Source organism: Candidatus Krumholzibacteriia bacterium (genome assembly GCA_035649275.1).
Lineage (GTDB): Bacteria > Krumholzibacteriota > Krumholzibacteriia.
Genome location: DASRJW010000078.1, coordinates 18,655 through 40,387 on the forward strand (window position 1 = coordinate 18,655; position 21,733 = coordinate 40,387).

Annotated in this window: 19 protein-coding genes; 4 read left to right on the top strand and 15 right to left on the bottom strand. The window is 67.8% G+C overall.

Annotated features, from left to right (window positions below):
• The first annotated feature begins 83 nt into the window (after positions 1 to 83).
• The 3 genes from VFE28_07565 to VFE28_07575 all read left to right on the top strand — a co-directional run bounded on the left by VFE28_07565 (position 84) and on the right by VFE28_07575 (position 3,686).
• A complete protein-coding gene (locus VFE28_07565) occupies positions 84 to 1,835 on the top strand; it encodes an alpha/beta fold hydrolase (GenBank protein HZM15844.1) in 1,752 nt (583 codons plus the stop codon).
• A 67-nt stretch (positions 1,836 to 1,902) separates the two neighbouring features.
• On the top strand, positions 1,903 to 3,378 hold the full coding sequence (locus tag VFE28_07570) for an amidohydrolase (GenBank protein HZM15845.1): 1,476 nt from the start codon (positions 1,903 to 1,905) through the stop codon (positions 3,376 to 3,378).
• A gap of 167 nt (positions 3,379 to 3,545) precedes the next feature.
• Positions 3,546 to 3,686 carry a hypothetical protein gene (locus VFE28_07575; protein HZM15846.1) on the top strand — a complete coding sequence of 47 codons (141 nt, stop codon included), beginning with the start codon at positions 3,546 to 3,548 and terminating at the stop codon, positions 3,684 to 3,686.
• A gap of 16 nt (positions 3,687 to 3,702) precedes the next feature.
• On the opposite strand, the gene VFE28_07580 is transcribed toward VFE28_07575, so the two are convergent.
• From VFE28_07580 to VFE28_07615, 8 genes are all read right to left on the bottom strand, one after another.
• Entirely contained in the window at positions 3,703 to 3,969 is a 267-nt protein-coding gene (locus VFE28_07580) for a Trm112 family protein (protein HZM15847.1), read from the bottom strand.
• Between the two features lie 155 nt (positions 3,970 to 4,124).
• Entirely contained in the window at positions 4,125 to 4,982 is an 858-nt protein-coding gene (locus VFE28_07585; protein ID HZM15848.1) for an NAD(P)-dependent oxidoreductase, read from the bottom strand.
• 120 nt (positions 4,983 to 5,102) lie between these two features.
• Positions 5,103 to 5,621, bottom strand: a complete 519-nt coding sequence (locus VFE28_07590) for a DinB family protein (GenBank protein HZM15849.1) — start codon at positions 5,619 to 5,621, stop codon at positions 5,103 to 5,105.
• A gap of 52 nt (positions 5,622 to 5,673) precedes the next feature.
• Positions 5,674 to 6,243 carry a GNAT family N-acetyltransferase gene (locus VFE28_07595; protein ID HZM15850.1) on the bottom strand — a complete coding sequence of 190 codons (570 nt, stop codon included), beginning with the start codon at positions 6,241 to 6,243 and terminating at the stop codon, positions 5,674 to 5,676.
• A gap of 1 nt (position 6,244) precedes the next feature.
• A complete protein-coding gene (locus VFE28_07600) occupies positions 6,245 to 6,727 on the bottom strand; it encodes a hypothetical protein (protein HZM15851.1) in 483 nt (160 codons plus the stop codon).
• Positions 6,728 to 6,909: 182 nt separating this feature from the next.
• Entirely contained in the window at positions 6,910 to 8,283 is a 1,374-nt protein-coding gene (locus VFE28_07605; GenBank protein ID HZM15852.1) for a glycosyltransferase family 39 protein, read from the bottom strand.
• Entirely contained in the window at positions 8,280 to 9,713 is a 1,434-nt protein-coding gene (locus VFE28_07610; GenBank protein HZM15853.1) for a glycosyltransferase family 39 protein, read from the bottom strand. The genes VFE28_07605 and VFE28_07610 overlap by 4 nt, the downstream gene beginning before the upstream one ends.
• Positions 9,710 to 10,129, bottom strand: a complete 420-nt coding sequence (locus tag VFE28_07615) for a RidA family protein (GenBank protein HZM15854.1) — start codon at positions 10,127 to 10,129, stop codon at positions 9,710 to 9,712. The genes VFE28_07610 and VFE28_07615 overlap by 4 nt, the downstream gene beginning before the upstream one ends.
• A 143-nt stretch (positions 10,130 to 10,272) precedes the next feature.
• Here VFE28_07615 and VFE28_07620 point away from each other — a divergent pair, with 143 nt between their 5' ends.
• A complete protein-coding gene (locus tag VFE28_07620) occupies positions 10,273 to 13,035 on the top strand; it encodes a T9SS type A sorting domain-containing protein (protein HZM15855.1) in 2,763 nt (920 codons plus the stop codon).
• Positions 13,036 to 13,058: 23 nt separating this feature from the next.
• Here the strand turns inward: VFE28_07620 and VFE28_07625 are convergent, their stop codons facing one another.
• From VFE28_07625 to gatE, 7 genes are all read right to left on the bottom strand, one after another.
• Positions 13,059 to 13,682 carry an isoprenylcysteine carboxylmethyltransferase family protein gene (locus tag VFE28_07625; GenBank protein ID HZM15856.1) on the bottom strand — a complete coding sequence of 208 codons (624 nt, stop codon included), beginning with the start codon at positions 13,680 to 13,682 and terminating at the stop codon, positions 13,059 to 13,061.
• Positions 13,683 to 13,685: 3 nt separating this feature from the next.
• Positions 13,686 to 14,612 carry a DUF1684 domain-containing protein gene (locus tag VFE28_07630; GenBank protein HZM15857.1) on the bottom strand — a complete coding sequence of 309 codons (927 nt, stop codon included), beginning with the start codon at positions 14,610 to 14,612 and terminating at the stop codon, positions 13,686 to 13,688.
• 83 nt (positions 14,613 to 14,695) lie between these two features.
• Complete coding sequence (gene hemB / locus VFE28_07635; GenBank protein HZM15858.1) at positions 14,696 to 15,667, bottom strand: porphobilinogen synthase; 972 nt, start codon at positions 15,665 to 15,667, stop codon at positions 14,696 to 14,698.
• 115 nt (positions 15,668 to 15,782) lie between these two features.
• Entirely contained in the window at positions 15,783 to 16,568 is a 786-nt protein-coding gene (locus VFE28_07640; GenBank protein ID HZM15859.1) for a uroporphyrinogen-III synthase, read from the bottom strand.
• Between the two features lie 144 nt (positions 16,569 to 16,712).
• Positions 16,713 to 17,894 carry an SGNH/GDSL hydrolase family protein gene (locus tag VFE28_07645; GenBank protein HZM15860.1) on the bottom strand — a complete coding sequence of 394 codons (1,182 nt, stop codon included), beginning with the start codon at positions 17,892 to 17,894 and terminating at the stop codon, positions 16,713 to 16,715.
• Positions 17,895 to 18,023: 129 nt separating this feature from the next.
• Complete coding sequence (gatD, locus tag VFE28_07650; protein ID HZM15861.1) at positions 18,024 to 19,412, bottom strand: Glu-tRNA(Gln) amidotransferase subunit GatD; 1,389 nt, start codon at positions 19,410 to 19,412, stop codon at positions 18,024 to 18,026.
• On the bottom strand, positions 19,409 to 21,628 hold the full coding sequence (gene gatE / locus VFE28_07655) for a Glu-tRNA(Gln) amidotransferase subunit GatE (GenBank protein ID HZM15862.1): 2,220 nt from the start codon (positions 21,626 to 21,628) through the stop codon (positions 19,409 to 19,411). The genes gatD and gatE overlap by 4 nt, the downstream gene beginning before the upstream one ends.
• Between the last annotated feature and the right edge of the window lie 105 nt (positions 21,629 to 21,733).

The following is a 21,733-nucleotide window of genomic DNA, read 5'->3' on the forward strand; positions in this document are numbered from 1 at the left end:
CCGTTCCGGGCTGCGCTGCGTCCTGCACTGTGCTAGCCTGCGCCGAGGTTTCGCCCTGCATACTGCGTCCTTCGGAGGGTGTCGTGTCGCTTCGCCGCGGATTCGCCATCACGATCGTGCTGGGGTTGGGGATGGGCGGCAGCCTCTACGGCAGCGCCGCCCGGTCCTCTCCAGCTGGCTGTTGGCTCGGCACGATGGGAGAAGGCGGTGAGCGACGACGCGTTGTGTTGGAGCTCGAGAGCGGCGCGGCCCATGCATGGAGCGCGCGCTTCCACCGTCTGAGCCGGAACGTGAGTTCGGACACCGTCTCGGCCACCGTGAGCGACATGGACCTCGCCTTCGGCAACGATCAATTTCACTTCAAAGGTCGCTTCTCGGAGGATGGTGCGAGCATCACGGGACAGATCGAGCGCGAGGGCAAGACGTCCGCAGTGCTTCTCGCGCGCCCGGCGGACGACGGCGCCACGGGCAGGGCGCTCGTGGGTGACTGGGGCGGCTCGCTGCTGCAGAACGGCGTGCCGGTGCTCCGCCTCGTGGTGAAGATCCGCACCGCTCCTTGCGGTCAGATCAACGCCACCATGGACAGCCCCGACCAAGGCGCCACCGATTTGCCCGTCACCAGCTTGCAGGCTACGGCGGATTCGTTGCATCTCCAAATGACCTATCTCGGCGGGGCGTATGGTGCGGCCGTGGACGCGGCGCACACCAAGCTCTCCGGCCAATGGACGCAAGCGGGCATGGTGTCCCAGCTGGATCTCTCGCGCGGCGACTCGGTGGCGGTGCGCCGACGGCCGCAAGATCCTCAGAAGCCGTACCCCTATCGCGAGGAAGAAGTCTCCTACGTGAGCACTGCGCAGGGCGTGAAGATCGCCGGCACCTTGACGCTCCCGCCGGGACCGGGTCCCTTCCCCGCGGTGCTCCTCCTCTCCGGCTCGGGGGCGCAGGATCGCGACGAAGCGCTCATGGGCCACAAACCCTTCCTGGTCATCGCCGACCACTTGACCCGGAAGGGGATCGCGGTGCTGCGCGTCGACGATCGGGGGGTCGGTGGCTCGACGGGACGTCTCTTCGATGCGGACTTGGAGGACAACGCCACCGACGCCCTGGCGGGGGTGAAGTTCCTCCTCTCGCGCCCAGACGTTGCACCGAAGAAGGTCGGCCTCGTCGGCCACAGCGAGGGCGGCTGGGTGGCGCCCATCGCGGCGGCACGCTCCCGCGACGTGGCCTTCATCGTCATGCTGGCCGGTCCGGCGGTGAACGGCGAGGAGCTGCTCTACGCCCAGGAAGCTGCCCTCTCCCGCGCCCGCGGCGTGAGCGAGAGCATGATCGAGGCGAGCCGCAGGATCTCGCAGCGGATGTACGGCATTCTCAAGAGCGAGCCGGACGATTCCACGGCGCAACGACTGCTGCGGGCCGAGATCACCAAGGCGGAGGCGGAGCTGGCAAGTGCGCAACAGAACGCCGTCGATAGCGTCGTCTCTCGCACCTGGACGAACCAGGCGACGAATCAGCTGCAACTGCTCACCACCCGCTGGTTCCGCCAACTCCTGGTCCACGATCCAGCGCCGGAGCTGAAGAAGGTGCGCGTTCCGGTGCTGGCGCTCTACGGCGAGAGGGACCTGCAGGTACCCCCGGCGCAGAGCGCCCTGGTGCTCGAGAAGCTGCTCCGCGGCAGTAAAACCAAGGACTACACCGTGGAAGTCCTGCCCGGTTTGAACCATCTCTTCCAGCATGCCACCAGCGGACAGATCGACGAATACGTCCGCAGCGAGGAAACGTTCGCCCCCGAGGCCCTGGAGAAGATCTCCACCTGGATCGTGGAGCGCACACGCTAGGAAGAAGGCAGTCCGCCCGCATCGCGTCGGACCGCCGGTCCGGCAGGGGATTGGAGAAGGAGAGCCCATGCAGGTACGAGCGCAAGGAGCAGCGAACATCTTGGGGTTCGTCGTGGGTCTCGGCCTGCTGGCGGCGCCATGGACGCGGGCCATGGCGGGGAAGACGATGCCTCCCTACGCCGTCGCCGACCGCTGGATCGAAACGCAAGCGGAGACGTTGCGCGCCGTCAATCACCGCATCTGGGCGCATCCGGAAGTGGGTCTGCAGGAGCGACGCTCGTCGGCCGAGCTCCGCGCTTGGCTCGAGCGGGAAGGTTTCCAGGTGCAGACAGGTGTCGCTGGGATGCCCACCGCGTTCGTCGCCAGCGCCGGCAAGGGGCACCCCATCGTCGGCATCCTGGCGGAATACGATGCCCTTCCCGGGGTGAGCCAGGCGGCCGAGCCCGAGCGCAAGCCGCGGCCGCAGAATCCGGAGCTCGATGCCGGTCACGCTTGCGGCCACTCGGTGTTCGGCACCGCGAGCACGGCAGCGGCCATCGCGGTGTGGAAGGGCATGCAAGGCGGGCCTGCCGGGACCATCCGTCTCTACGGCACGCCGGCCGAGGAAACCGGCATCGGCAAGCTGTACATGGCGCGGGCCGGCCTCTTCGACGACTTGGACGCGGCCCTGCACTGGCACGTCTACAGCACGACCCGGGTCGCCTACAACAGCACCAAGGCCGTCGTTTCCGCGAAGTATCGCTTCCATGGCACGAGCGCCCACGCCAGCATGTCGCCCTCCCAGGGCCGCAGCGCCCTGGATGCGGTGGAGCTCATGGACGTGGGCGCCAACTTTTGGCGTGAACATCTGAAAGAGGATGCGCGCGTCCACTACGTGATCACCGATGGTGGCGGTCAGCCCAATGTCGTGCCGGCCACGGCGGAGGTGTGGTACTACCTGCGGGCTGACTCGCACCAGGACGTAGAACGCATGCTGGAGCGGCTGCGTCAGATCGCCGAGGGCGCCGGGAAGATGACGGGCACGACCTTCACCGAGCAGATGGACAGCGATCTCTTCGAGATCCTCCCCAACCGGCCGCTGAGCGAGGTCCTGCAGCGGCACCTGGAGCGCGTCGGGGCGCCGCAGTTCGACGCCGCCGAGCGCGACTTCGCCCGCCGCACCCAGACGGATCTGGTGGATCCACCGGCGGCGCCGCTCTTCGAGAGCATCGAGCCCTTGCCAGCGGCGCCCTTCCGCCACCCAGCCTCGACGGATGTCGGCAACGTCAGCTGGCGGGTGCCGACGGCGGGGATCAACGTCGCCTGCTACACGAACGGCGCGCCGGGTCACAGCTGGCAGATCGCCGCCTGCACAGGCATGTCCATCGGGGAAAAAGGCATGCTGGTTGCGGCGCACACGCTCGCAGGGGCCACGCTGGAGCTGATGAGCGACAAGAAGCTCCTCGACGCCGCGCGACAGGATTTCGAGGCGGCCCGGAAGGCTCGAGGCGAGCCGCACTCCGTGCTGCCCGCCGGCCAGAAGGTTCCGGCGTCGATCCGCTGAACGGTTCGAGGTCCCAGGCGCTCGAAGCCTGCAGAGGATCATGCCCCGCGCTCGAGGAGGTCGCCATGAGTCGCATCACGGTTCGCTACTGCGTGTTCTGACTCTCGGGGCTGCACGCCGTCCGTGTGGCGGCAAAGCTCCGTCGCGAATTGCGGACAGAGGTCGAGATGGTGCGGGGCCACTACGGCGAGTTCAGGATCCTGGTGGACGGGGAAATCGTCATCGACGCGGGCGCCAAGGCGGTACTGGGTGTGCTGCCTTCGGGGAAGAAAGTGGTCGAAGCCGTGCGGGCGCGACTGGCGGGCTGAGGTCGTTCTTGCTGCGTCAGGAAGATCCGAGCTGTGCGGCGGGGATCCCTTCCTCCACCAGCATGATCGGGATGCCGTCGTCGATGCGGTAGATCGTCTTGCCGTCGGTGGTGATGAGACCTTCCTCGAGCGGTGCCTCGACCTTGTTGCCTCCCACGTTCTGTAGCTGGCCCTGAGCGATGCGGGCGTTCAATTGCGCCAGCTTCGCCTCGGAGAGCAGCTCCAGGGGCTGTTTCGTCGCCGGGCAGACGAGGATTTCGAGAAGATCCTTGTGAATCGGCATGGCGTTCTCCGCGTTTGTGTCCGAGCCGCAGTGTAACAAGTGCCGCCCGTAGGCGCCAGGGACCAGGGAGGGGCGGCGTGCTGCAGCGGCACGCCCCTCGCGCTCCAGGCGCACGCAACCGCTTCCGTTCTTGCCCGGGCTTCGTCACCTTGGGGTCAGGGCGGATCGACGCCCTCGTAGAGGGCGGAGTAGTCCGCCTCGGCGTGGCCGCGATCCAGGGCTCGCAGCAGGATGCGCTCGAGCCCGTCGACGCTGGCGGTCTCGAGCCCCAGCCTGCGGCCTTCTTCGAGGACGAGCCGCACGTCTTTCAGCATCTGGCGTGTCGAGAAGTTGGGCGCCCCGAACTCCCGGTCCAGCATTCGCTGCAGCTTCTTGTCGAAGGTGGGGGCGTAGAGCGCGCTCTGGCGCAGGATGCGCATGAACAGCTCCACCTCGAGTCCCGACCGCCGGACGAGGCCGAGGCTGAAGGAAAAGGCGCCGGTGAGCGCGGCGATGAGCTGGTTCAGCGCCAGCTTGAGCGCAGCGGCCTGGCCCACGTCACCGGCGAGCACGGGCTCGCCGAAGCAGGCGAAGAGATCGCGCCAGCGGGCGAACTGCGCCGCGGTGGCCCCGACCATGACCTGGAGCGTCCCCGCTGCGGCCTGTGGAATGCTTCCGAGGACCGGCGCCTCGAAATACTCGCCCCCGCGCTGGGCCACTGCCGCCGCCAGACGCCGGCTCTCGGCCGGCCCGATCGTCCCCATCTGGATCACCGTCGCGCCATGCAATGCCTTCGCCGCCTCGCCGGTGAGTAGAGCGCTTTCGATGGCAGGAGCATCCTGGAGCATGAGGATGGTGCATTCGCTCTGCTGCATGGCCGCGGTGGGCGTGGCCGCGGTCAGGACACCGGAGGTCCGCAACGCTTCGGCCTTCGACGCGGTGCGATTCCAGGCCACGACCTCGTGCCCGGCTGCCGCGAGTCGTGCGGCCATGGGGCTGCCGAGGAGTCCGGTTCCGAGCCAGGCGACGCGCACGTGATTCCATCCCGGGAAAGCGGATCAGCCGACGTCGGCAGTGTCCAAGGGCAACTCGAGCTGCAGCGAGAAGCGCCAGCGACACAAGATCTCGGCAGCGCGGATAGTACCCAGGCCATCCTACGCGTGCGCCGGTGTACCCCGCAGGATCTTGAGCGTGGTGACGATCTGTCCCACGTGTCGCGTGCAGTGCTCCGCTCCGTGGTAGAGCAACCCCAGCACCGTGGTGGGGAGCTGTGCCTTGCCGACGCGGCGGTCGTCCATCAGTGTGGCTGCGTCGGTACGGCGGAGCTGCTGCAGAGCCGCCCCGATGGCCTGCGACACCCGTTCCATCAGGAGGTCGCCATCGAGGCTCGAATCGCCGCGCTCCAGCGTCAGGGCTTCTTTCTGCGCCGCCGACAGGGTTTCTCCCCGCGCGTAGGTGTAGAGCCGGTCGAGAGCCCCGGCCAGATGGAGAACGTGGAAGCCCACGGAAGCGGCCCCGCCGGGGCGTACCCACAGCAGTTCGCGCGGGAGATTCGCCAGCAAGGATTCCAGATCCTGTCGCGCTTGCAGCAACGCCTGGGCGAAGGGCAGGAGCGCATCGGGCACACCGTCCACGGGGCCGCTCAGCCAGAATTCCTTCGTTTCGGGCGCCATGGTCTCCTCCGTCCCCACTCCGGTTCGAAAAGGCCCAGGTGTCGCGCCGAGACTACGACGGTCGCGCTCCCGGATCCAGTGCCGTCGGAGAACGCGGCACTTCGTACCGGAGTGTGCCTTCCTCCACACCAGGACCGACAGGGCGGAAGCCACACTTCTCCAGCACGCGGATCGAGGCGACGAGCTCGGGAAGGGTATGTGCTCGCACCATGTGCACCTCTGGGTGTGCGAACGCCCAGGCGAGGAGAGCGCGCACGGCTTCGGGGGCGTAACCCTGGCGCTGGTGACTCGCCAGCACCGAATAGCCGATCTCCACCTGGCCGTCCGCGGTCGGGTCACCCTGGAAGCCACCGTTGCCGACGGCGATGCGATGGCCCTCCGGTAGCACGCGGAGGAAGTACCAGTTGCCCCAGCCGGTGCCGTCCGGATGGGCCTGGTGGAAGCGCAGCGACCAGCGCATCGAGTTGTCGTCGTTGAGCGGCGGCGGCCACTCCGGAGCGACGGTGGCACCGAGAAGCGTGGAGAAGCGCGAGCGGTCTTCGATCTCCGCCCGCGACAGGGCGACGTTGCCAGCCACCAAGAGCAGCCGATGCGTGCGGATCTCCAATGCCGTCGCCGTCATTTCAGCGCTTTCCGCTCGCCGCCTCGCCGGGCTCCACCTCGCGGTAGGTGATGTCGCAGCTCGCGTGCAGCGTCCCCGCTTCGTCCTGGGTCGGCGTGACGATCGTGCACACCTGACCGGCCTGGGCGAGGCGGCGCGATTTCTCATCGAGGTAGGGATCGCCCTCGAAGAAGATCTCGAAGTACTGCTCCTTGTGTCCCGGCTGCGACAGCACGAAGTGGACGTGTGCTGGAGTCCCGCCCTGCGGGTAGGGCCCTGGCTTGATGGTGCGGAACTCGTAGCGGCCGTCGGCCCGGGTCCGGAGACGCACCTGGAGCCGTGGATTCCGACTGTCGCGCGATTCACGGTTGTACAGCCCTGCCACGTCCGTGTGGTAGACGTACAAGTCCACGCCGGCGAGCGCAGTCTTCCCATCGGCGGCCCGCACGATCCCGCTCACGACGAGACGCTGGCCGGGTTCGCTGGCAGGGGCGATCGTCGCCATCCAGGGGCGTTCCTCGCTCTTTTCCTCGGTGGCGGCGGGCGTTGGCGCCTGCGGCGGCTGGGCGGCGTCCGCCTTTCCGACCGCTGCGGCCACCAGGAGCCAGGCGCCGAGTGCCGCTTCCCATGCGCTCGCGAGCCCACGGGCTGGAGCACGGCTTCCGCACCCAGTCCTTCGACGGTTCATCAGGATCGACTCCTCTCCGTGGCAGCGGGTGCACGCACCGGCCACATTCGAGTCACGGCGAGGGCAGCGAGCAGGAGCAGGAAGAGATCCATGGGGTAGCGGAAGCGCGGTTGCGCCCAGAAGAGCACGTGCGCCCCGATCCACCCGAGGCAAAGATACACCAGGAGACGGGCCTCGGCCCCGAGATCGCGCCAGCGGAGTGCGGTCGCGACCGCGCCGGCGAGGAGGAACCAGCCGTGCGCCGCGGCGAGCCAGGTGAAGAGACCGTCGAGGAGGTGGTTCTTGGCGCGCTGGCGTGCCCGTAGTGCGTCGGCGACCCGGGCGGCAGCGGGATCGGTGTTCCAGCCTTCGGGGAGCATGATGGCCGAGTTGTCGTGCTCCGCGTAGCGGGCGATACCGAAGAGAGCGACGACCTTGCGCATGCCCCGGGTCAGGAAGCCGAGCGGCTGTGCGGCGATATGGGCAGCGCCGAGACGATATCCGCTGCGGTCGATGGCGGCTTGTGTGGTCAAGTGCGCCATGGGGGTGCGGGAGAGATCGCGGTAGCCGATCGACTCGGCATTGTGACCGAAATAGAAGTTGAGACCGCCGCCGAAGCAGACGATGGCGGGGTCGCCTACGACGAGGGCGTTCCGCACCGTCCAGGGTGCGATGGTGGCGGCACCGGTCCCGAGCAGCACGGCAGCCGCCCTCAGCCAGGCCCGGGGCGACGGCGTGCGGCTCCGCAACCACAGGGCGGCGACGATGGGCACGAGGAGTCCGCTGGCTCGGGTGAGCGCGCCGAGGCCGAAGAGAAACCCGGCGCCCGCCAAGGTGCGGGGGCGCGGTTCCGGTCGGATGAGGAGCAGGAGTCCGAGCACGAGCCAGAAAACGAAGAGATTCTCCGAAGCGAGCAGGTTGGTGGCGAACACGTAGGAGGGCGAGCTGGCCACGAGGAGTGCAGCGATGCGTCCGGTCCTTTCACCCCCGAACCGAGAGCCGAGCCGATAGACGAGCCCACAGACGAGCGTTCCGAGCAGAACCTGGAAGGCGACGACGATGTGGTGGTTCACACCGAAGAGTGTGTACAGGGCGCCGATCGTGAACGGATACAGCGGCGGCCACCAGCCGAACTTGCCGTAGTACTCGACCTGGGAAGCATCGAAGAAAAAACCCCAATCGGAAGCGATCTTCTCCCCCGCCATCTGGTAGTAGCTGTAGTCGCTGTAAGGGACGGTGTCCCGGAGCCACAAGACCGCGGCGAGGCGCACGCCGAAAGCGAGGGCCAGGATGGCGACGAACGCGGTGGACAACCGCCGTGAAGCCAGGTGCGACGCAGCCCCCGGTGCGGCAGGCCGGGAAGTGACGCGGTGCTTGGAACGGGGACGACTCACGCGTGCAGCCTAGCACGGCGTCCGAGGCCGCGCTCCAGAGCGTAGGCAGCCAGAATCGCCAAGGGGATTTCGAGGGGATGACGAAAGCGGGGCTGCGCCCAGAAGAGCACATGCACGGCGGTCCATGCCAGGACGAGACCGGAGCACAGGACCACGAGACCGGGAGTGTCGGCTGCGGTGGAAGGAGCGTTCGTCTCGTCGTGCTTCTTGCTCGAGCGGCTCGAAGTCGTCGCCTTCACCTTTGGTTTCTCGTGACGTCCTCTCCAGGAGAAGGCGAGCCCGAGCGCACCGAGGGCGAGCAGCACGAGATGGTACCCCCGCGCGAGGAGCAAGAACGGGCCGTCGAGAAGCCGGTCGCGCGCGCGCTGGCGGCTGAGCTTCGACTGCGCCACCGCTTCCAGCTCGGGATGGCCGCGCGTGTCCGGAACGAGGATGCCGCTGTTCACATGCAAGGCATAGTCGGGAAAGCCATAGAGAGAAGCGATCTTCTTCGCCCCGCGGCGGAGAAAACCCAGCGGCTCGGTGGCGATGGTCTGCAAGCCGAGCCGGTAGCCTTGGCTGTCGATGGCCACCGGGTCGCGCAAGCCCTCGAGAGGCGTGCCGGCGAGATCCTGGTAGCCCAGGCGATCCGGATTGTTGCCGAAGTAGAAGTTGAGCCCGCCGCCGAAGCAGACGAGGGCTGGACGGCCGCGGACGGCGGCGTTCCGCGCCGTCCAGGGTAGCAGGACGAGACCGGCACCCAGGAGCAGCCAAAGCGCCTGGGTGATCCACGGGCGCCAGCCACGCACACGAGAGCGCAGCCAAACCCAGGCGACGAGAAGGACCACGAGTCCGATGGCGCGCGTCAGCGCTCCCAGACCGAGCACGACACCGGTGGCGACAGAATCGCGACGGTCCGTGGCGGGGTCACGATCCGTGGCTGCGTCTTGACGGCTCGTGGCAGCGACTCCACGAGCCGGGGTCGCCACGAGCCGAGGCAGGAGAAGAAGAGCGAGCGCCAGCCAGAGAACGTAGAGATTCTCGGAAGCGAGCTGGTTGGTGAGAAACACCTGGTGTGGATCGAGTGCCACGAGCAAACCCGCCACGCCAGCGGCTCTTCTCCCCAAGGCCTCCGCCGTGCAGCGCATGACGAGCCAGCAGACGAGGCCGCCGAGGAACACTTGCACGAAGATGGCGGCGCGGTAGGACGGGCCGTTGAGGGTGTACACCCCGGCGAGGAAGAGCGGATACCCGGGCGGCCAGAGGTCGATCTGGGGGAAGCGAACGGCCGCCGTGCGCGAGACGAGGAAGCCGGGATCGCGGGCGATCTCGATCCCCGCCCCATGGTAGAGGACGAAGTCGGAATAGGGCACCGTCTCGTGCAGCCAGAGCACCGCGGCCAGGCGGGTCGCGACGGCGACGGCGACCACGAGGAGCGCGACGCGCGTCATCCGCGGCCGCCGCTCGCCTCCGGACCGGCGTCCGGAGCGATGGCTTCGGCTTCGATCTCCACCAGCATCTCGGGCATGATGAGGCGGCTCACCTCGACCATCGAGGTGGCTGGGCGGATGTCGGCGAAGAACTCGCCATGAGCGCGCCCGATCTCCTGCCACTGGCCGATGTCGGTGACATACATGCGGGTGCGGACGACGTCGCCGAGCCCGAGCCCGAGCGCCCGCAACGCCGACTCGATGTTGCGAAGCGTCTGCACCGCCTGCGCGTAGGGGTCGCCGACGCCGACGATCTCGCCGCGCTCGTTGGTCGCCGTGGTACCAGAGACGTGCACGTGCGGCCCGACGCGGATGGCCCGCGAGTAACCCACCCGCGGCTCCCAAGGAGTGCCGGTGGAATGGAGCCGTCGTTCCATGGGCCCATTGTAGGCCCCTCTCGGCGCGAGGGGAATCGGCTCTCCCAGCGCCGTGAGCGGGTGCTCGCTCCGGGGCGTCGTCTTGGTGTACGCTCTCGAGGTCTCAGACGCGCAGATTCCAGTTCGCCCGGCGGGGAGGTCCCATGCAGGGGCGCGCGGCTCTGAGTGCATTCATCCTCTGGATCGCCGTCGCTGGGCTGCGGCCTGCGGTCGCTGCCCAGAAGACGTTCCAGGTGCCGCCACCGGCTGCGGTGGGCGTCGAGGCGGAAGGCGTCGCCTGCGGCGATGTGGACCGGGACGGTGACCAGGACCTCGCCATCGCCAGCTCCGGCGACGGCACCATCTCGATCCTGCGGAACGACAGCGACGGCAACTTCTCCTTGGCGATGACGGACCGGGCCGGTCAGCGCCCTCGGCACCTGCTCCTCGAGGACATCGACCTCGATGGTGACCTGGATCTTCTCGTCGCCAACCTGAACTCGGCGAATGTCTCGGTTCTGGTGAATCGGGGTGACGCCTTCTCGTCGCGCCTGAACTTCGTTACCGGTCCCAATCCACAGATTCTCGCCACCGGCGACCTGGACGGGGACAGGGATCTCGATCTGGTCGTCGCCAACGGCACCAGCGGCATCGCGAACGTGCTGCGCAACGTCGGCGGTACGGCGTTCGAGATCGTCAACACGCTCTACCTGGACGGCGAGATCGGCTCCGTGGCGATCGGCGACCTCGACGGCGACCTGGATGCCGACGTCGTGGCCACGAACCGGTCCTTCGGTGTGGTCCACGTCGCCCTCAACCAGGGGGGCTGGGCTTTCACCACCTCGCTCGCCTTCAAGACGGCGCCGCGCCCGACCGCGGTCGCCCTGGCCGATCTCGATGGTGACGCCGATCTGGACGTGGCCGCGGTGCACACTTCGGCAGCGGTGGTGACCATCCTCCTGAACGGAGGCAGCGGCACGCTGGGGCGCCCGGTCTACTACCCCACGGGGAACTCGAGCGCCCCCGGCCGCATGGTAAAGTGTGGTGACGCCGACGGCGACGGCGACGCCGATCTGCTCGTCGTGAATGGTCCCACCGGAGGGGCGACGCTCTCGCTCCTGCTCAACACGGGCGCGGGCACCTTCGGCCCCGCCCTCAACATTCCCATCTCCCAGGATGGGGCGAACCTCTTGCCGCTCTACGATGCGGTCTTCGCCCGTCTCGACCATGACGATGCCCTCGACATCGCCGGCATCGGACACACCCTCACCGCCGGTTTCAGCGGTGTCATCCGCGCCTTCCAGGAAACCGGGCGGAGCCGCTTCGAGATGCCGCAGACGTTGCCCAGCGGCAAACGTCCGGTGGCGCTCGTGGCCGCCGATCTGAACGGCGATGTGCGGCCGGACCTGGCCGTGGTCGCCGAAGAAGACGGCGGTCTCGCCGTACATCTCAACGGCGGTCGAGGCAGCTTCGTGGCCCCTCGGTCCTGTAGCGCCGGACTCATGCCCGTGGCGATCACCGCCGGCGACTTCGACCAGGATGGTGACATCGACCTGGCCACCGTCGACACGCATCCCAGCAAGAACGACGTCACCGTGATCAGGAACGACGGCACCGCCACCTTTGTCCCCGACGCACCCATTCCGCTCGCGGGAGCGTTCGCCGTCGGCGTCGGTCAGCTGCTCGGCGCGGATCTCGACGGCGACCACGACCTGGACCTGGTGACCGCGAACAGCGAGACCAACCGGATCTCGGTGCTCTTGAACCAGCGCCCCGACGGGTTTTTGACCGCCACCTCCTACGCCGCCGCCACGCATCCGAGCGACGCGGCCGCGGGCGATCTCGATGCCGACGGCGACGTCGACCTGCTGGTGGTCGGTGAGGGCAACCACGTGGCGCTTCTCCGCAACCGGGGCGACGCCAGCTTCGAAGCGCCGGTGCCGGTGCCCCTCGCTTTCACCCCCGCTTCCGTCGCGATCGCGGATCTGGACGGCGACGGCGCACTGGATTTCGCTGTGGCTCCGCGCTCCGCCTGCGCCGCCGCCTTCGGGCGCAACACGGGAAGTGAGACCTTTGCCGTGAACAACATCTATGCCGGCACGGCGATGGGATGGAATCAGGTGCTCGCGGCCGATGTGGAGGGCGACGGTGACATGGATCTCGTCTTCGCGAACCCCAGCTGTGGCACGGTCGCGCTGCTCGAGAACGAGGGGCTCGGCGTCTTCGCCCGGCCGGTGCACTATGTGGGCGGCGTCGAGCCGCGCGGCCTGGCGGCGGCGGATTTCGATGGCGATGGCGACCTGGACCTGGCGCTGACCAACTCGGGAAGCGGGGAAGTCTCTACCTTGTACAACACGACGCGTGTCGTTCCGGTTCTCCTCTCCGCCTTCACCGCGGCCGCGTCGGCGAGCGGCGGCGTACTTCTGACCTGGAGAGTCGAAGCCGACGAGGAACTCCACGGCTTCCGTCTCGAGCGCCGGAGCGACGTCTCGAGCACGGTCACCGTGCTTGATCTGCAGCCGTCGGCGCGGGACTTCGAGGATCAGTCCGTGCGGCCCGGAACGCGATACCGCTATGTGCTCGTGGCCATGGGGCGTGGAATCGCTCTGGCCCGCACTCCGGAGGTCGAGGTCATCACCCGCGGGTTGCACCTGCAACTCGAGCCCGCGGCACCGAACCCCTGCCGCGAGCAGACGATGCTCCGACTCGCTCTGCCCGCAACCTCCCCGGTGGAGCTTGCTGTCTACGATGCGCGCGGCAAACTCGTGGCGACCCTCGTGGACGGGATCCTGCCGGGGGGCATGCACGCCTTCCCGTGGAATGGCCGCAGCCGCGACGGTGCTCCCGTGGCCGCCGGCGTCTACCTTTGCCGCCTGCGCGCCAGCGCCGGTACCTTCACCCAGAAGATCGTGGTAGCGAGGCCCTGAACCTCGAGCACCTCGGCCACCCATCAGGCAGTGTGTTCGCCAGGACGGCGCCGGCGGAGGTGCCGGGAAGGCAGCCGCCATGGCAAGAGCCTGGGAGTCAGGGCCGCATAGTGGCGGTAGGCGTCGCCAAACTGGGCGCGTAGCTTGTGTTCCTCGAAGACGGAGCCCACCCAGGAGTAAGCCCAGAGCCAGAGGGCGATCACGAGTCCGCGCCTGTCCATCGTCGGCGTCGCCGTCGCGACAAGGCATACGGCGAGATACAGAGGGTGTCTACACAGAGCGTAGGGGCCACCTGTTTGTAGGCTGCTGCTGTCGACGAATTCACCGCGCCGCTGCCGCAGGCCGGCAAAATGCTTCAGATCATGGTGACGCAAGCTCGCTAGGGCGAGCACGACCGCGCCCACCTGCACGAGCCGGAGGACCACGGCGAGCGCACCACGAACTTCCCAGACACGATCATAGGTGCCCCGGGTGTGGAGGAAGACCGCCATCAGCCACACGAAGGCGATGAGGTTGTAAAGGATGCGGTAGGGGCGCTGGCCGACGCGGGCTTCCAGCCGCGTGCGTACCGACGGCGCTGCGAGCAGCGTGTGCAGGATGGAAAACGCCACCAGACCGGCACCGAGGACGGCGAGTCTGGCGCTCATACTTCACGGGGACGCATGGTCCTCGTACGTCTTCTCGCCGGCGCGCACCGGTACCGGCAGCTCGTTCTGCTGTGGTGGCAACGGGCAGGTCGTGTAGGGCGAAAAGGCGCAAGGCGGGTTGTACGCCTTGTTGAAATCGACGGTGACCTTTCCCTCTTGGGGCAGATCGGTGTACAGGAAGCGGCCGTCTCCATAGGTTTCGGCGCCCGAGGTGGCGTCGCTGAAGATGAGCCAGAGCGAGTCGTCGTCCGGGCCTTCCCACACCGGATCCATCCGGCACTCCTGTCCGTTCAGGGTGAAAACGAGGGCTCCCGGGGAGAGCATGGTGTCCACGGTGCCCACGACGCTGGCGATGAGGATCTTCTTCGCTGGCTCGTAGGGCTCGAAGCGCGCCATGACCCGGTAGCTCGTGTCGATAGGGAAGCTCTCGATACCACGGAAGTTCTTCCGGATCGGGCTCTGCTTGTCGCGCAGGCGAATGGCGAAGCGGTCCCCTCGCGCGATGAGGGAGAAGGTGAGATCGCCCAGCTCGAGAACCATCGGCTTGCCCTGGGCATCGGAAACGAGCGTCATCTCCTGCACCGGCTTGCCTTCGTACCGGAGGGCTGTCCCAGGCAGGCACCGTACCGTCGTGGTGGCCCCCTGCCGTACGAAGACACCCGCCTTGGGCGGTGCCGAGGCGGGGAAGACGATGCGGTTGGACGGATCGCTACCGAAGGTGTGTTCGCCCTCGTCGAGCCAGTACAAGCCCGCGAGTGCCAAATAGCCAGTGTCAGCCTTCAAGCGCTCGAGACGCTTCTCGCGCCAGACGCGGATTTCTTCGGCGTAGGTCGGATCGGGCACCGCGCCCTCTGCCGACTGCAACAGGAGCGGGGCCCCGGTCAGGAGAAGCGATGCCAGCGCTGCAAAGCGTGACTTCCGGGCTCGCATGGATGCCTGCCTCCTTGGGGTCGAGCGGAAAGAGGCCCGGGTGAGAACCCAGTGTACCACGGGCAATCGGGCACCGAGCCCTCTCAACGCAGCAGTCGCGCCGCGTCGCGGGCGAAGTAGGTGAGGACCAGATCGGCGCCGGCGCGCTTGAAGGCGGTCAGGATCTCGAGGATGATGCGGTCCTCGTCGATCCAGCCGTTGTGTGCCGCTGCCTTCACCATGGCGTACTCGCCGCTCACATTATAGGTCGCGATGGGCAGGTCGAAGCGCTCCCGCGCCCGGCGAATGATGTCGAGGTAGGGGAGCCCCGGTTTCACCATCACGATGTCGGCGCCTTCCTGGATGTCGAGGGCGATCTCGCGCATCGCCTCGCGCGCGTTGGCTGGGTCCATCTGATAGCCACGCCGGTCACCGAAGCGTGGCGTGGACTCGGCGGCCTCGCGGAAGGGCCCGTAGAAGGCGGAGGCGAATTTCGCCGCGTACGACATGATCGGGACATGGGTGAAACCGGAGTCGTCGAGGGCGGCACGGATGGCCGCGACACGCCCATCCATCATGTCCGAAGGCGCCACACCGTCGGCGCCTGCTTGGGCGTACGCTAGGGCTTCCTTGGCGAGAAGCGGCAGGGTGGCGTCGTTGTCCACCTCGTGGTCGTCGAGCACGCCGCAGTGCCCGTGGTCGGTGTACTCGCACATGCAGACGTCGGCCCACACCACGAGATCGGGCAACGACTCCTTCAGCGCCGCGATGCCCCGCGGCACCACGCCCTGCGTCGAATAGCCCTCGCTGCCCACGGCGTCCTTGTGCGCTGGAATCCCGAACAGGATGATGGAACGGATGCCGAGATCGTAGCTGCGCTTGCACTCCTCGACGAGGAGATCGGCGGAGAGCTGCGCGCAGCCGGGCATGGAGCTCACCTCGCGCCGGATGTTCGTGCCCGGACAGACGAAGTGCGGCTCGATCAACGCATCCAGGGTGAGCCGCGTCTCCTGGGTCAGGCGGCGCAGGCCGGGCGTCCGGCGCAGGCGCCGCATTCTCTCGGCTGGGAATGGCATGGGCACCTCCGCGTGCATTCGGCTCCGTCAGAATCCAAGCAGCGCTCTCGGCGAAGGTCCGGGCACCGCTCCACTTCTGGCGCCACGGCAGGCGGGGACCGCGGTTACGGGCAGTCTACTCCTTCACGAGCCCACGCAGGCTGATCTCGACGGCCTTCCGCGCCAGTGCCGCCAGGTTCTTGGCGCCGGCATCCACGACCTGCAGGCCCAGTGATTCAGCGGCTCGCGTCGTCGTCGGGCCCATGGCGACGAGGACCGCGCGCTGCAGGCGCCGCAACACGCCGGCATCTCGGGCGAGCTCGACCATGGCCCGTGCCGCCGACGGGCTCGCGCAGGTGATGACGCAGCCGCGTTGCATCTCCTCGGCGAATCGTTGCCCGAGCCGGCTCTTCTCCTCCGGATGTTCCGTCCAGATCGGCTCGGTGGTGTACACATGCACCACGTCCACCATGGCGCCGACGGCGCGCATGCCTTCGGGGAAGGTGGGCTCGGCGATGGCGGAACAAGGAAAGAGGATGCGCGTGCCGGCCCGGCTCCGCTGCTGGAGCGACTCCACCAACCCACGCGCGCTCGCGTCCTCGGAAACGCACTCGGGCATCCAGCCGCCCGCTTGCAACTCGTGGGCGGTGCGATCACCCACCGCCGCGGCGCGCACTTGCGGCGGCCAACTCCAACCCGCGGCACGCGACTTGGCCCCGAGGGCCTCCAGGGCGCGAGGACTCGTGAAGGCGATCCAGTCGTAATCCTCGAGACGTCTCGGCAGCTCGAAGGCCAGGCGACGTGTGGTGAGGAGCGGCAATTCGACGGGCTCGCCGTGCGCCATGCGCACCGCCGCCGAGAGCGGTTCCGGTTCCTCCCGCGTCACCAGGATCCGCGGCATGCTCTCGGAGTTCGGCGGCACGCTCGTCCTCGTGTCTCGATCGCCTGCGGCAGGGAGGTCGACGTGAGCCATGGCGGCCGTCCTTCGCTGCCCGTTTCCGGCGTCACCCTGGAAGATGGACTCGCGGCCGTCCTTCGTCCAGCCCCGTGACCACGGGCGCTCGTCTCAGCGCAGCGCCGTGTGGGAGGCCGTGGTCTCCAAGGCGCGGCGGACGGGTTCCTCCAGCGTCGCTGCGGCGAGAGCGTGACCGGCGGCGTCGGGGTGACCGTCGCGGGCGAAGAAGAGCGGGCCGTGTGCGTTCGCCGCCGCGAACTCGTCGTGCGGGTACAGGTAGAGAATATCGAGGCGCCGGGCCAGCTGCGCCAGCTTCTCGTAGGGTGCTCCCAGGTCGAACCAAGAAGCCTCGTAGCCGTAGTGTGCCAGCTCCGCCGCCCGCGCTTCTGGATCCACCTCGAACTTTTGCGGAAAAGCGAAGAGCACTAGCGGAACCGCGTGGCTCGCGCAGGAATCCCGGGTCGCGCCGATGAGAGCTTCGGTGACCGCGAAAGCCCCTGCGAAGGCAGGCGGGTACTCTTTCTCGAAGACCGCCCAGTGCGATTGGCCGCTCTTCAAATCTTCGTCGTAGTACGGGACCTCGGTCTTCGGCGCCACATTCCGGCGCCGGTGCAGGAGCCGCACGTGCCGGCCGACGAAGTGGAGGAGACGGCTGCGCTTGAGGAAATGCAGGCGGTGCGTGCCGGTCTGAGCCGCAGTGCGCGGCGCCGGTGGTTCGTACACCAGAGTCGACCCTTGCAGGACGAAGCGCGGCTTCGGTGCGGTGCCGTACAGCTCGTGCGCCAGGAGGTTGTTGGCCACATCGTTGGACAAGCAGAGGGCGAGGATCACGACGTCGGGTTGGAAAGCGAATCCCTCACGGCAGAGATAGAGGAATTCCTGATCCGTCCCCCAACCGCCGCAGGCCGCGTTGAGCACCTCGACCCCCGGTCCGAGCCGGTCTGCGAGCACGTCGCCGCAGCGGTGACCGACTTCGACGCCGGTGCCGAAGACCATGGAGTCCCCGAGGAGGAGAACCCGCTTCACGCCCGCGGGCTTTGCGGGCGAGCGCTCCGGGTCGCGCATTCCCAGACTGTTTACCTGAATGTCGTAGCGGAGATGGCGGTCCGTATCGACGCTGTGCAGGTGCGTGCCGGCAGCGAGCGTCCAGCCGTAGACCGGATCGGCGCGGATGACGGGCTGATAGCTGCCGGGGTCCCAGAAGAGGCGGAGCAGGACTTCCGAGAGCCCGATGGCCACGGCGAAGGACAGCGCCAAGAGCGCCGCGCTCTTCTGCCAGTCGCGGAGGTGCATGCCGTTCCCCGGTGCGGCGGGACGGACACGGCGGAGAAGTCGAGGATAGCAGAAGCGCCGGTGTGCGGGGAGTCCGTTGCTCCCCAACCGCGATGAGATACTCTGCGACTCCGGCGCACCCCGATGCCGCTACTTCCACACCCGCGACAGGAAGTCCTGCAGCTCCGGAGCGCCGCCTTGGAAGATGAGGTAGCCGTCGTGAGGTTCGCGCTCGGTCATCTCGCCGGCGATCGATGTCGTCATGAGCTGCACGGCCGCCGCTGGATCGTCCGGATGCAGTCCCAGGGCCCAGCCGAGCTTCACGTACGCCACTTCCGGGAGCATGTTGGCCAACGGCACGACGCCGAGGCCCAGGATCTCGCGACCCGTCTCGTACACCTGCATCTGCACGAAGCCCCAGAGCGTCTGCAGGGTCATGAAGACGAGGACGCCGGCATCCCGCGCCCGCTCCAGCGCCGGATACACCTTGCGGTTGACGTGACCGAGACCGGTGCCGGCGATGACGATGCCGCGGTAGCCGCACTGTACGAGCGCGTCGATCACGTCGGGCTGCATGTTGGGATAGTAGTAGAGCAAGGTGACGCGCTCGTCGAAGGCGGCCTGTACTTCGACCTCGCGATCGGGGCGGCGCCGGGCATGCTCGTGCAGCGCCGTGAGGCGCTGACCGCCGACCATGGCAAGAGGCACGTCGCCGATGGTGCGGAAGGTGCTGCGGTAGGAGCTGTGCATCTTGCGCACCCGCGTGCCCCGGTGCAGCAGATTGTAGTGATCGCTCGTGGGGCCGAACATGCAGACCATGACCTCGGCGATGTCGCCGTACGCCGCGGTCCAGGTGGCGTTGATGAGATTGAGCGCCGCGTCGGAAGACGGGCGGTCGGACGAGCGCTGGCTGCCGACCATGACGATGGGGACAGGGGGGGTGCGCACCATGAAGCTGAGCGCCGCCGCCGTGTGGTGCATCGTATCGGTGCCGTGGCCGATGACGATGCCGGCGAAACCGGCACGGATGGCTTTGCCGATCTCTTCGGCCAGGTGCATGTACTCCCGCGGGCCCATGTTCTCGGAGAAGACGCCGAAAAGTTTTTCCGTCTCCAGGTTGCACACGTCCGCCAGCTCCGGGACCGAGCCGTAGAGCTCGCCGGGGCTGAAGGCTGGGATCACGGCGCCGGTACGGTAATCCAGCCGCGACGCGATGGTGCCGCCGGTGCCGAACAGCTTCACCTTCGGTTTGCTTGGATCGACGGGATACGTCTTCTCGGGCACCTTGTAGATCGCCTCGCGGTAGCCGAGCTTGGTCAGGTCCAGGATGGTGTCGGCGCGGATGCCGATGTTGTAACCACAGTCGAGCTTGAGTACCAGATGCTCGGCATCGGAAGTCTCGGAGCGCGGCAGCACGAGGCCGCGGAATGTGCCGCGCGTCGTCCTTGCTTCCACCTCGCACCAGACGCTCACGCCGTGCCGCCGCATCAGCTCCAGGCAGGGATCTCGATAACCCATGTTGGGGTTGGCGGCGCTCATGCACGGCCTCCCTTCGGGGCGTTGGCGCGACGAGGCGGGGAGGTCTTCTTGGGCGCGCCCGCGCGACCACCGGAGGTTTTCTCTCGCGGGCCGGCGCGACCACGCGCGGAGGTCTTCTTCGGCGGCTGTTGGCTGGCGGCAGTCGTCGAAGCTGTTGTCGTCACCGGTCCGCTCGTGGGCGCCATCAGCGCTGCTGCGAGCCGCTGCTGCACATGCTGCGGATCCACGCGCCCCTGCAAGTCCGACATGACCTCGCCCATGGCCCAGCGCAGGAACTTCTCGCGCCGTGGGGCGGTGAAATCATCCGCCTTGGTGAGGACCTGAACGAGGCGCGACTCGACTTGCGCCCCGTCCTCGGGCTGCGGCTGGAAGCGTGCCAGGATTTCCGCGGCGGGTCGCTCGTCGTCAGCGAGGAGAAAACCGAGAGCAGGTTCCAGCGCCTCGGGGCGGAGCGCCCCTTGTTCCACGGCGCGGACGAGTGGAGCAAGTCGCGGCGCAGGAGGCCATGGCGGTAGCGCCAGGGGACGGCGCGTCCCGATCGAACGGCGCAGCCAGCTGGGGAAGCGCTTCTCCATCGCTTGCTGCAGGCGCCGCGCGGCGAGCGGTGTCGCCGGCGCCAGGGAGTCGAAAAGACCGGCCCACGGCGCGACGGCAAGGCGGGCCGCAGCAGCGGCATCGAGCCCCACCTGCCGGTAGCGATCCTCCTTCTGCCACGGTCGTTCCGGGAGCGACAGACGCGCCTGTTCCACCCACGCATCCGGGATCGGGATGGGCGGTGTGTCCGTGTCCGGATACATGCGATCGGGACCGGGAAGGATGCGTTCGAATCCGGTCCTGCCATCGGGGAAGGCCTGGCGGGTCTCGGCGGGAACACCGTCGAGAGCATCGAGCAGGCGCAAGAAAACTTCACGGGCGGCGGTGGCGCAATCCTGTTCGGGTCCCCAGAGGACGATCAGGGCGTCGTCGGCACTGGCCTGCAGGGCGTGTCGAAGCTCGCGCCAGTCCGTGTGACACAGCGGCTCCCCGTCACCGTCGGAGTGAGTCATGAAAGGCTGCGCCATCAAGCAGGCGATGACACGCACGCGTTCGGCGATCTCGTGGGCGAAAGTGAGCCCCGGTTGCGTGCGGTGTTTCAGAATGCCCGCGAGCCCCGGTAACCGCAGCGCGCAAGCCATCTGTCCCTGCTGCAGCGTCTCCCCGACGCTGTCCCGGCCGCGCAGGATCGAGGTCGCATCCAAGACCAGCGGCGAAGTCTCCCACGGCTTGCCCTCGGGAAGTTGCAGCGACGCCCGGGTGACGCCGCGCCGGTGCAGCTCGGCGCGGAGGCGCAACAGCTCCAGCTGGCGGAAGCCCTCGATGTGCACGAGGCGCGGCAGACCGCGGTGATGGTGCACACCCTTGATCTCGATGCGGCGCCCGCCGGCCACGGACACATTGACATCTTGCCGCGCCGCACCGGGCCCGCGGCGCACGCGGCCGCTCGTCCGGGTCGTGTGTGCCACGAGCCGCGCTCCGGCATGCACCTCCAGCGGTGTCAGCAGGTCGGGCTCGGTGACGACTTCGGTGAGCGGCATACCGAGCCGGTCGGTGCGGAAGGTGATGCGGTGGCCGATATCGGCGACCTCGCGGCAGGAGTCTTCTTCCAGCGACAGCTGCCGGATGCGCAGCGGCTTGTCGACACCCAGCTCGGGGACGCGAAACGGGATGACACCATTGAGCCCCACCATGCTGGTGCGCTGGAAGCCGGCGGGAATGGAGCCGTCGAGGTACTGCTTGCGCATCACGTGCAGCTCGGCGACCAGATTGAGATCGAAAAGGAGACACACCTCCAGGGCGATGCGGATGGCCTCCTCGTCCATCTCGAAGGGCGGCGTATCGTCGATCTCGTAGGTGCACACGGTGCCGCGCTCCAGGCGATAGACGATCTCCTTGCGCGTCTTGAACTCCATGAGGGCGGTTCCGTCGTACTCGCCGAGCTCGCTCAAGGTCGGGCGCATGTGGCGCAGCACCTCGACGTCGAAGTTCCGGACGTAGCGACCGGAAGGGCAGCGGCAGAACAGCTTCCGGCGCGTCCACAGCTGCTGGTGCACTTCGAGGCCGGACATGAAGCCGAGCTCGTGGTAGTCGGCGCGCGTCATCGCCTCGAGGTCGCGCACGGGGAAGTCGAGGGGCGGATCCTGGCGGGGATTGAAGTCGGCCGGCTGGCGGACGCTCATGCAGGGGGCTCCCACGTCGGGACCACGGAGCGGAACGCCATGCATCCTAATCGAAAGCGGCGCGAGCGTCCCAGGGAGCGCTCGCACCGTGGCGCCGGTCCGGGG

Coding starts and splice junctions, on each gene's coding strand:
- VFE28_07570 (HZM15845.1), top strand. CDS start 1,903: ATGCAGGTACGAGCGCAAGGAGCAGCGAACATCTTGGGGTTCGTCGTG.
- VFE28_07575 (HZM15846.1), top strand. CDS start 3,546: ATGGTGCGGGGCCACTACGGCGAGTTCAGGATCCTGGTGGACGGGGAA.
- VFE28_07580 (HZM15847.1), bottom strand. CDS start 3,969: ATGCCGATTCACAAGGATCTTCTCGAAATCCTCGTCTGCCCGGCGACG.
- VFE28_07590 (HZM15849.1), bottom strand. CDS start 5,621: ATGGCGCCCGAAACGAAGGAATTCTGGCTGAGCGGCCCCGTGGACGGT.
- VFE28_07595 (HZM15850.1), bottom strand. CDS start 6,243: ATGACGGCGACGGCATTGGAGATCCGCACGCATCGGCTGCTCTTGGTG.
- VFE28_07600 (HZM15851.1), bottom strand. CDS start 6,727: ATGGCGACGATCGCCCCTGCCAGCGAACCCGGCCAGCGTCTCGTCGTG.
- VFE28_07610 (HZM15853.1), bottom strand. CDS start 9,713: ATGACGCGCGTCGCGCTCCTCGTGGTCGCCGTCGCCGTCGCGACCCGC.
- VFE28_07615 (HZM15854.1), bottom strand. CDS start 10,129: ATGGAACGACGGCTCCATTCCACCGGCACTCCTTGGGAGCCGCGGGTG.
- VFE28_07620 (HZM15855.1), top strand. CDS start 10,273: ATGCAGGGGCGCGCGGCTCTGAGTGCATTCATCCTCTGGATCGCCGTC.
- VFE28_07625 (HZM15856.1), bottom strand. CDS start 13,682: ATGAGCGCCAGACTCGCCGTCCTCGGTGCCGGTCTGGTGGCGTTTTCC.
- VFE28_07630 (HZM15857.1), bottom strand. CDS start 14,612: ATGCGAGCCCGGAAGTCACGCTTTGCAGCGCTGGCATCGCTTCTCCTG.
- hemB (HZM15858.1), bottom strand. CDS start 15,667: ATGCCATTCCCAGCCGAGAGAATGCGGCGCCTGCGCCGGACGCCCGGC.
- VFE28_07645 (HZM15860.1), bottom strand. CDS start 17,894: ATGCACCTCCGCGACTGGCAGAAGAGCGCGGCGCTCTTGGCGCTGTCC.
- gatD (HZM15861.1), bottom strand. CDS start 19,412: ATGAGCGCCGCCAACCCCAACATGGGTTATCGAGATCCCTGCCTGGAG.
- gatE (HZM15862.1), bottom strand. CDS start 21,628: ATGAGCGTCCGCCAGCCGGCCGACTTCAATCCCCGCCAGGATCCGCCC.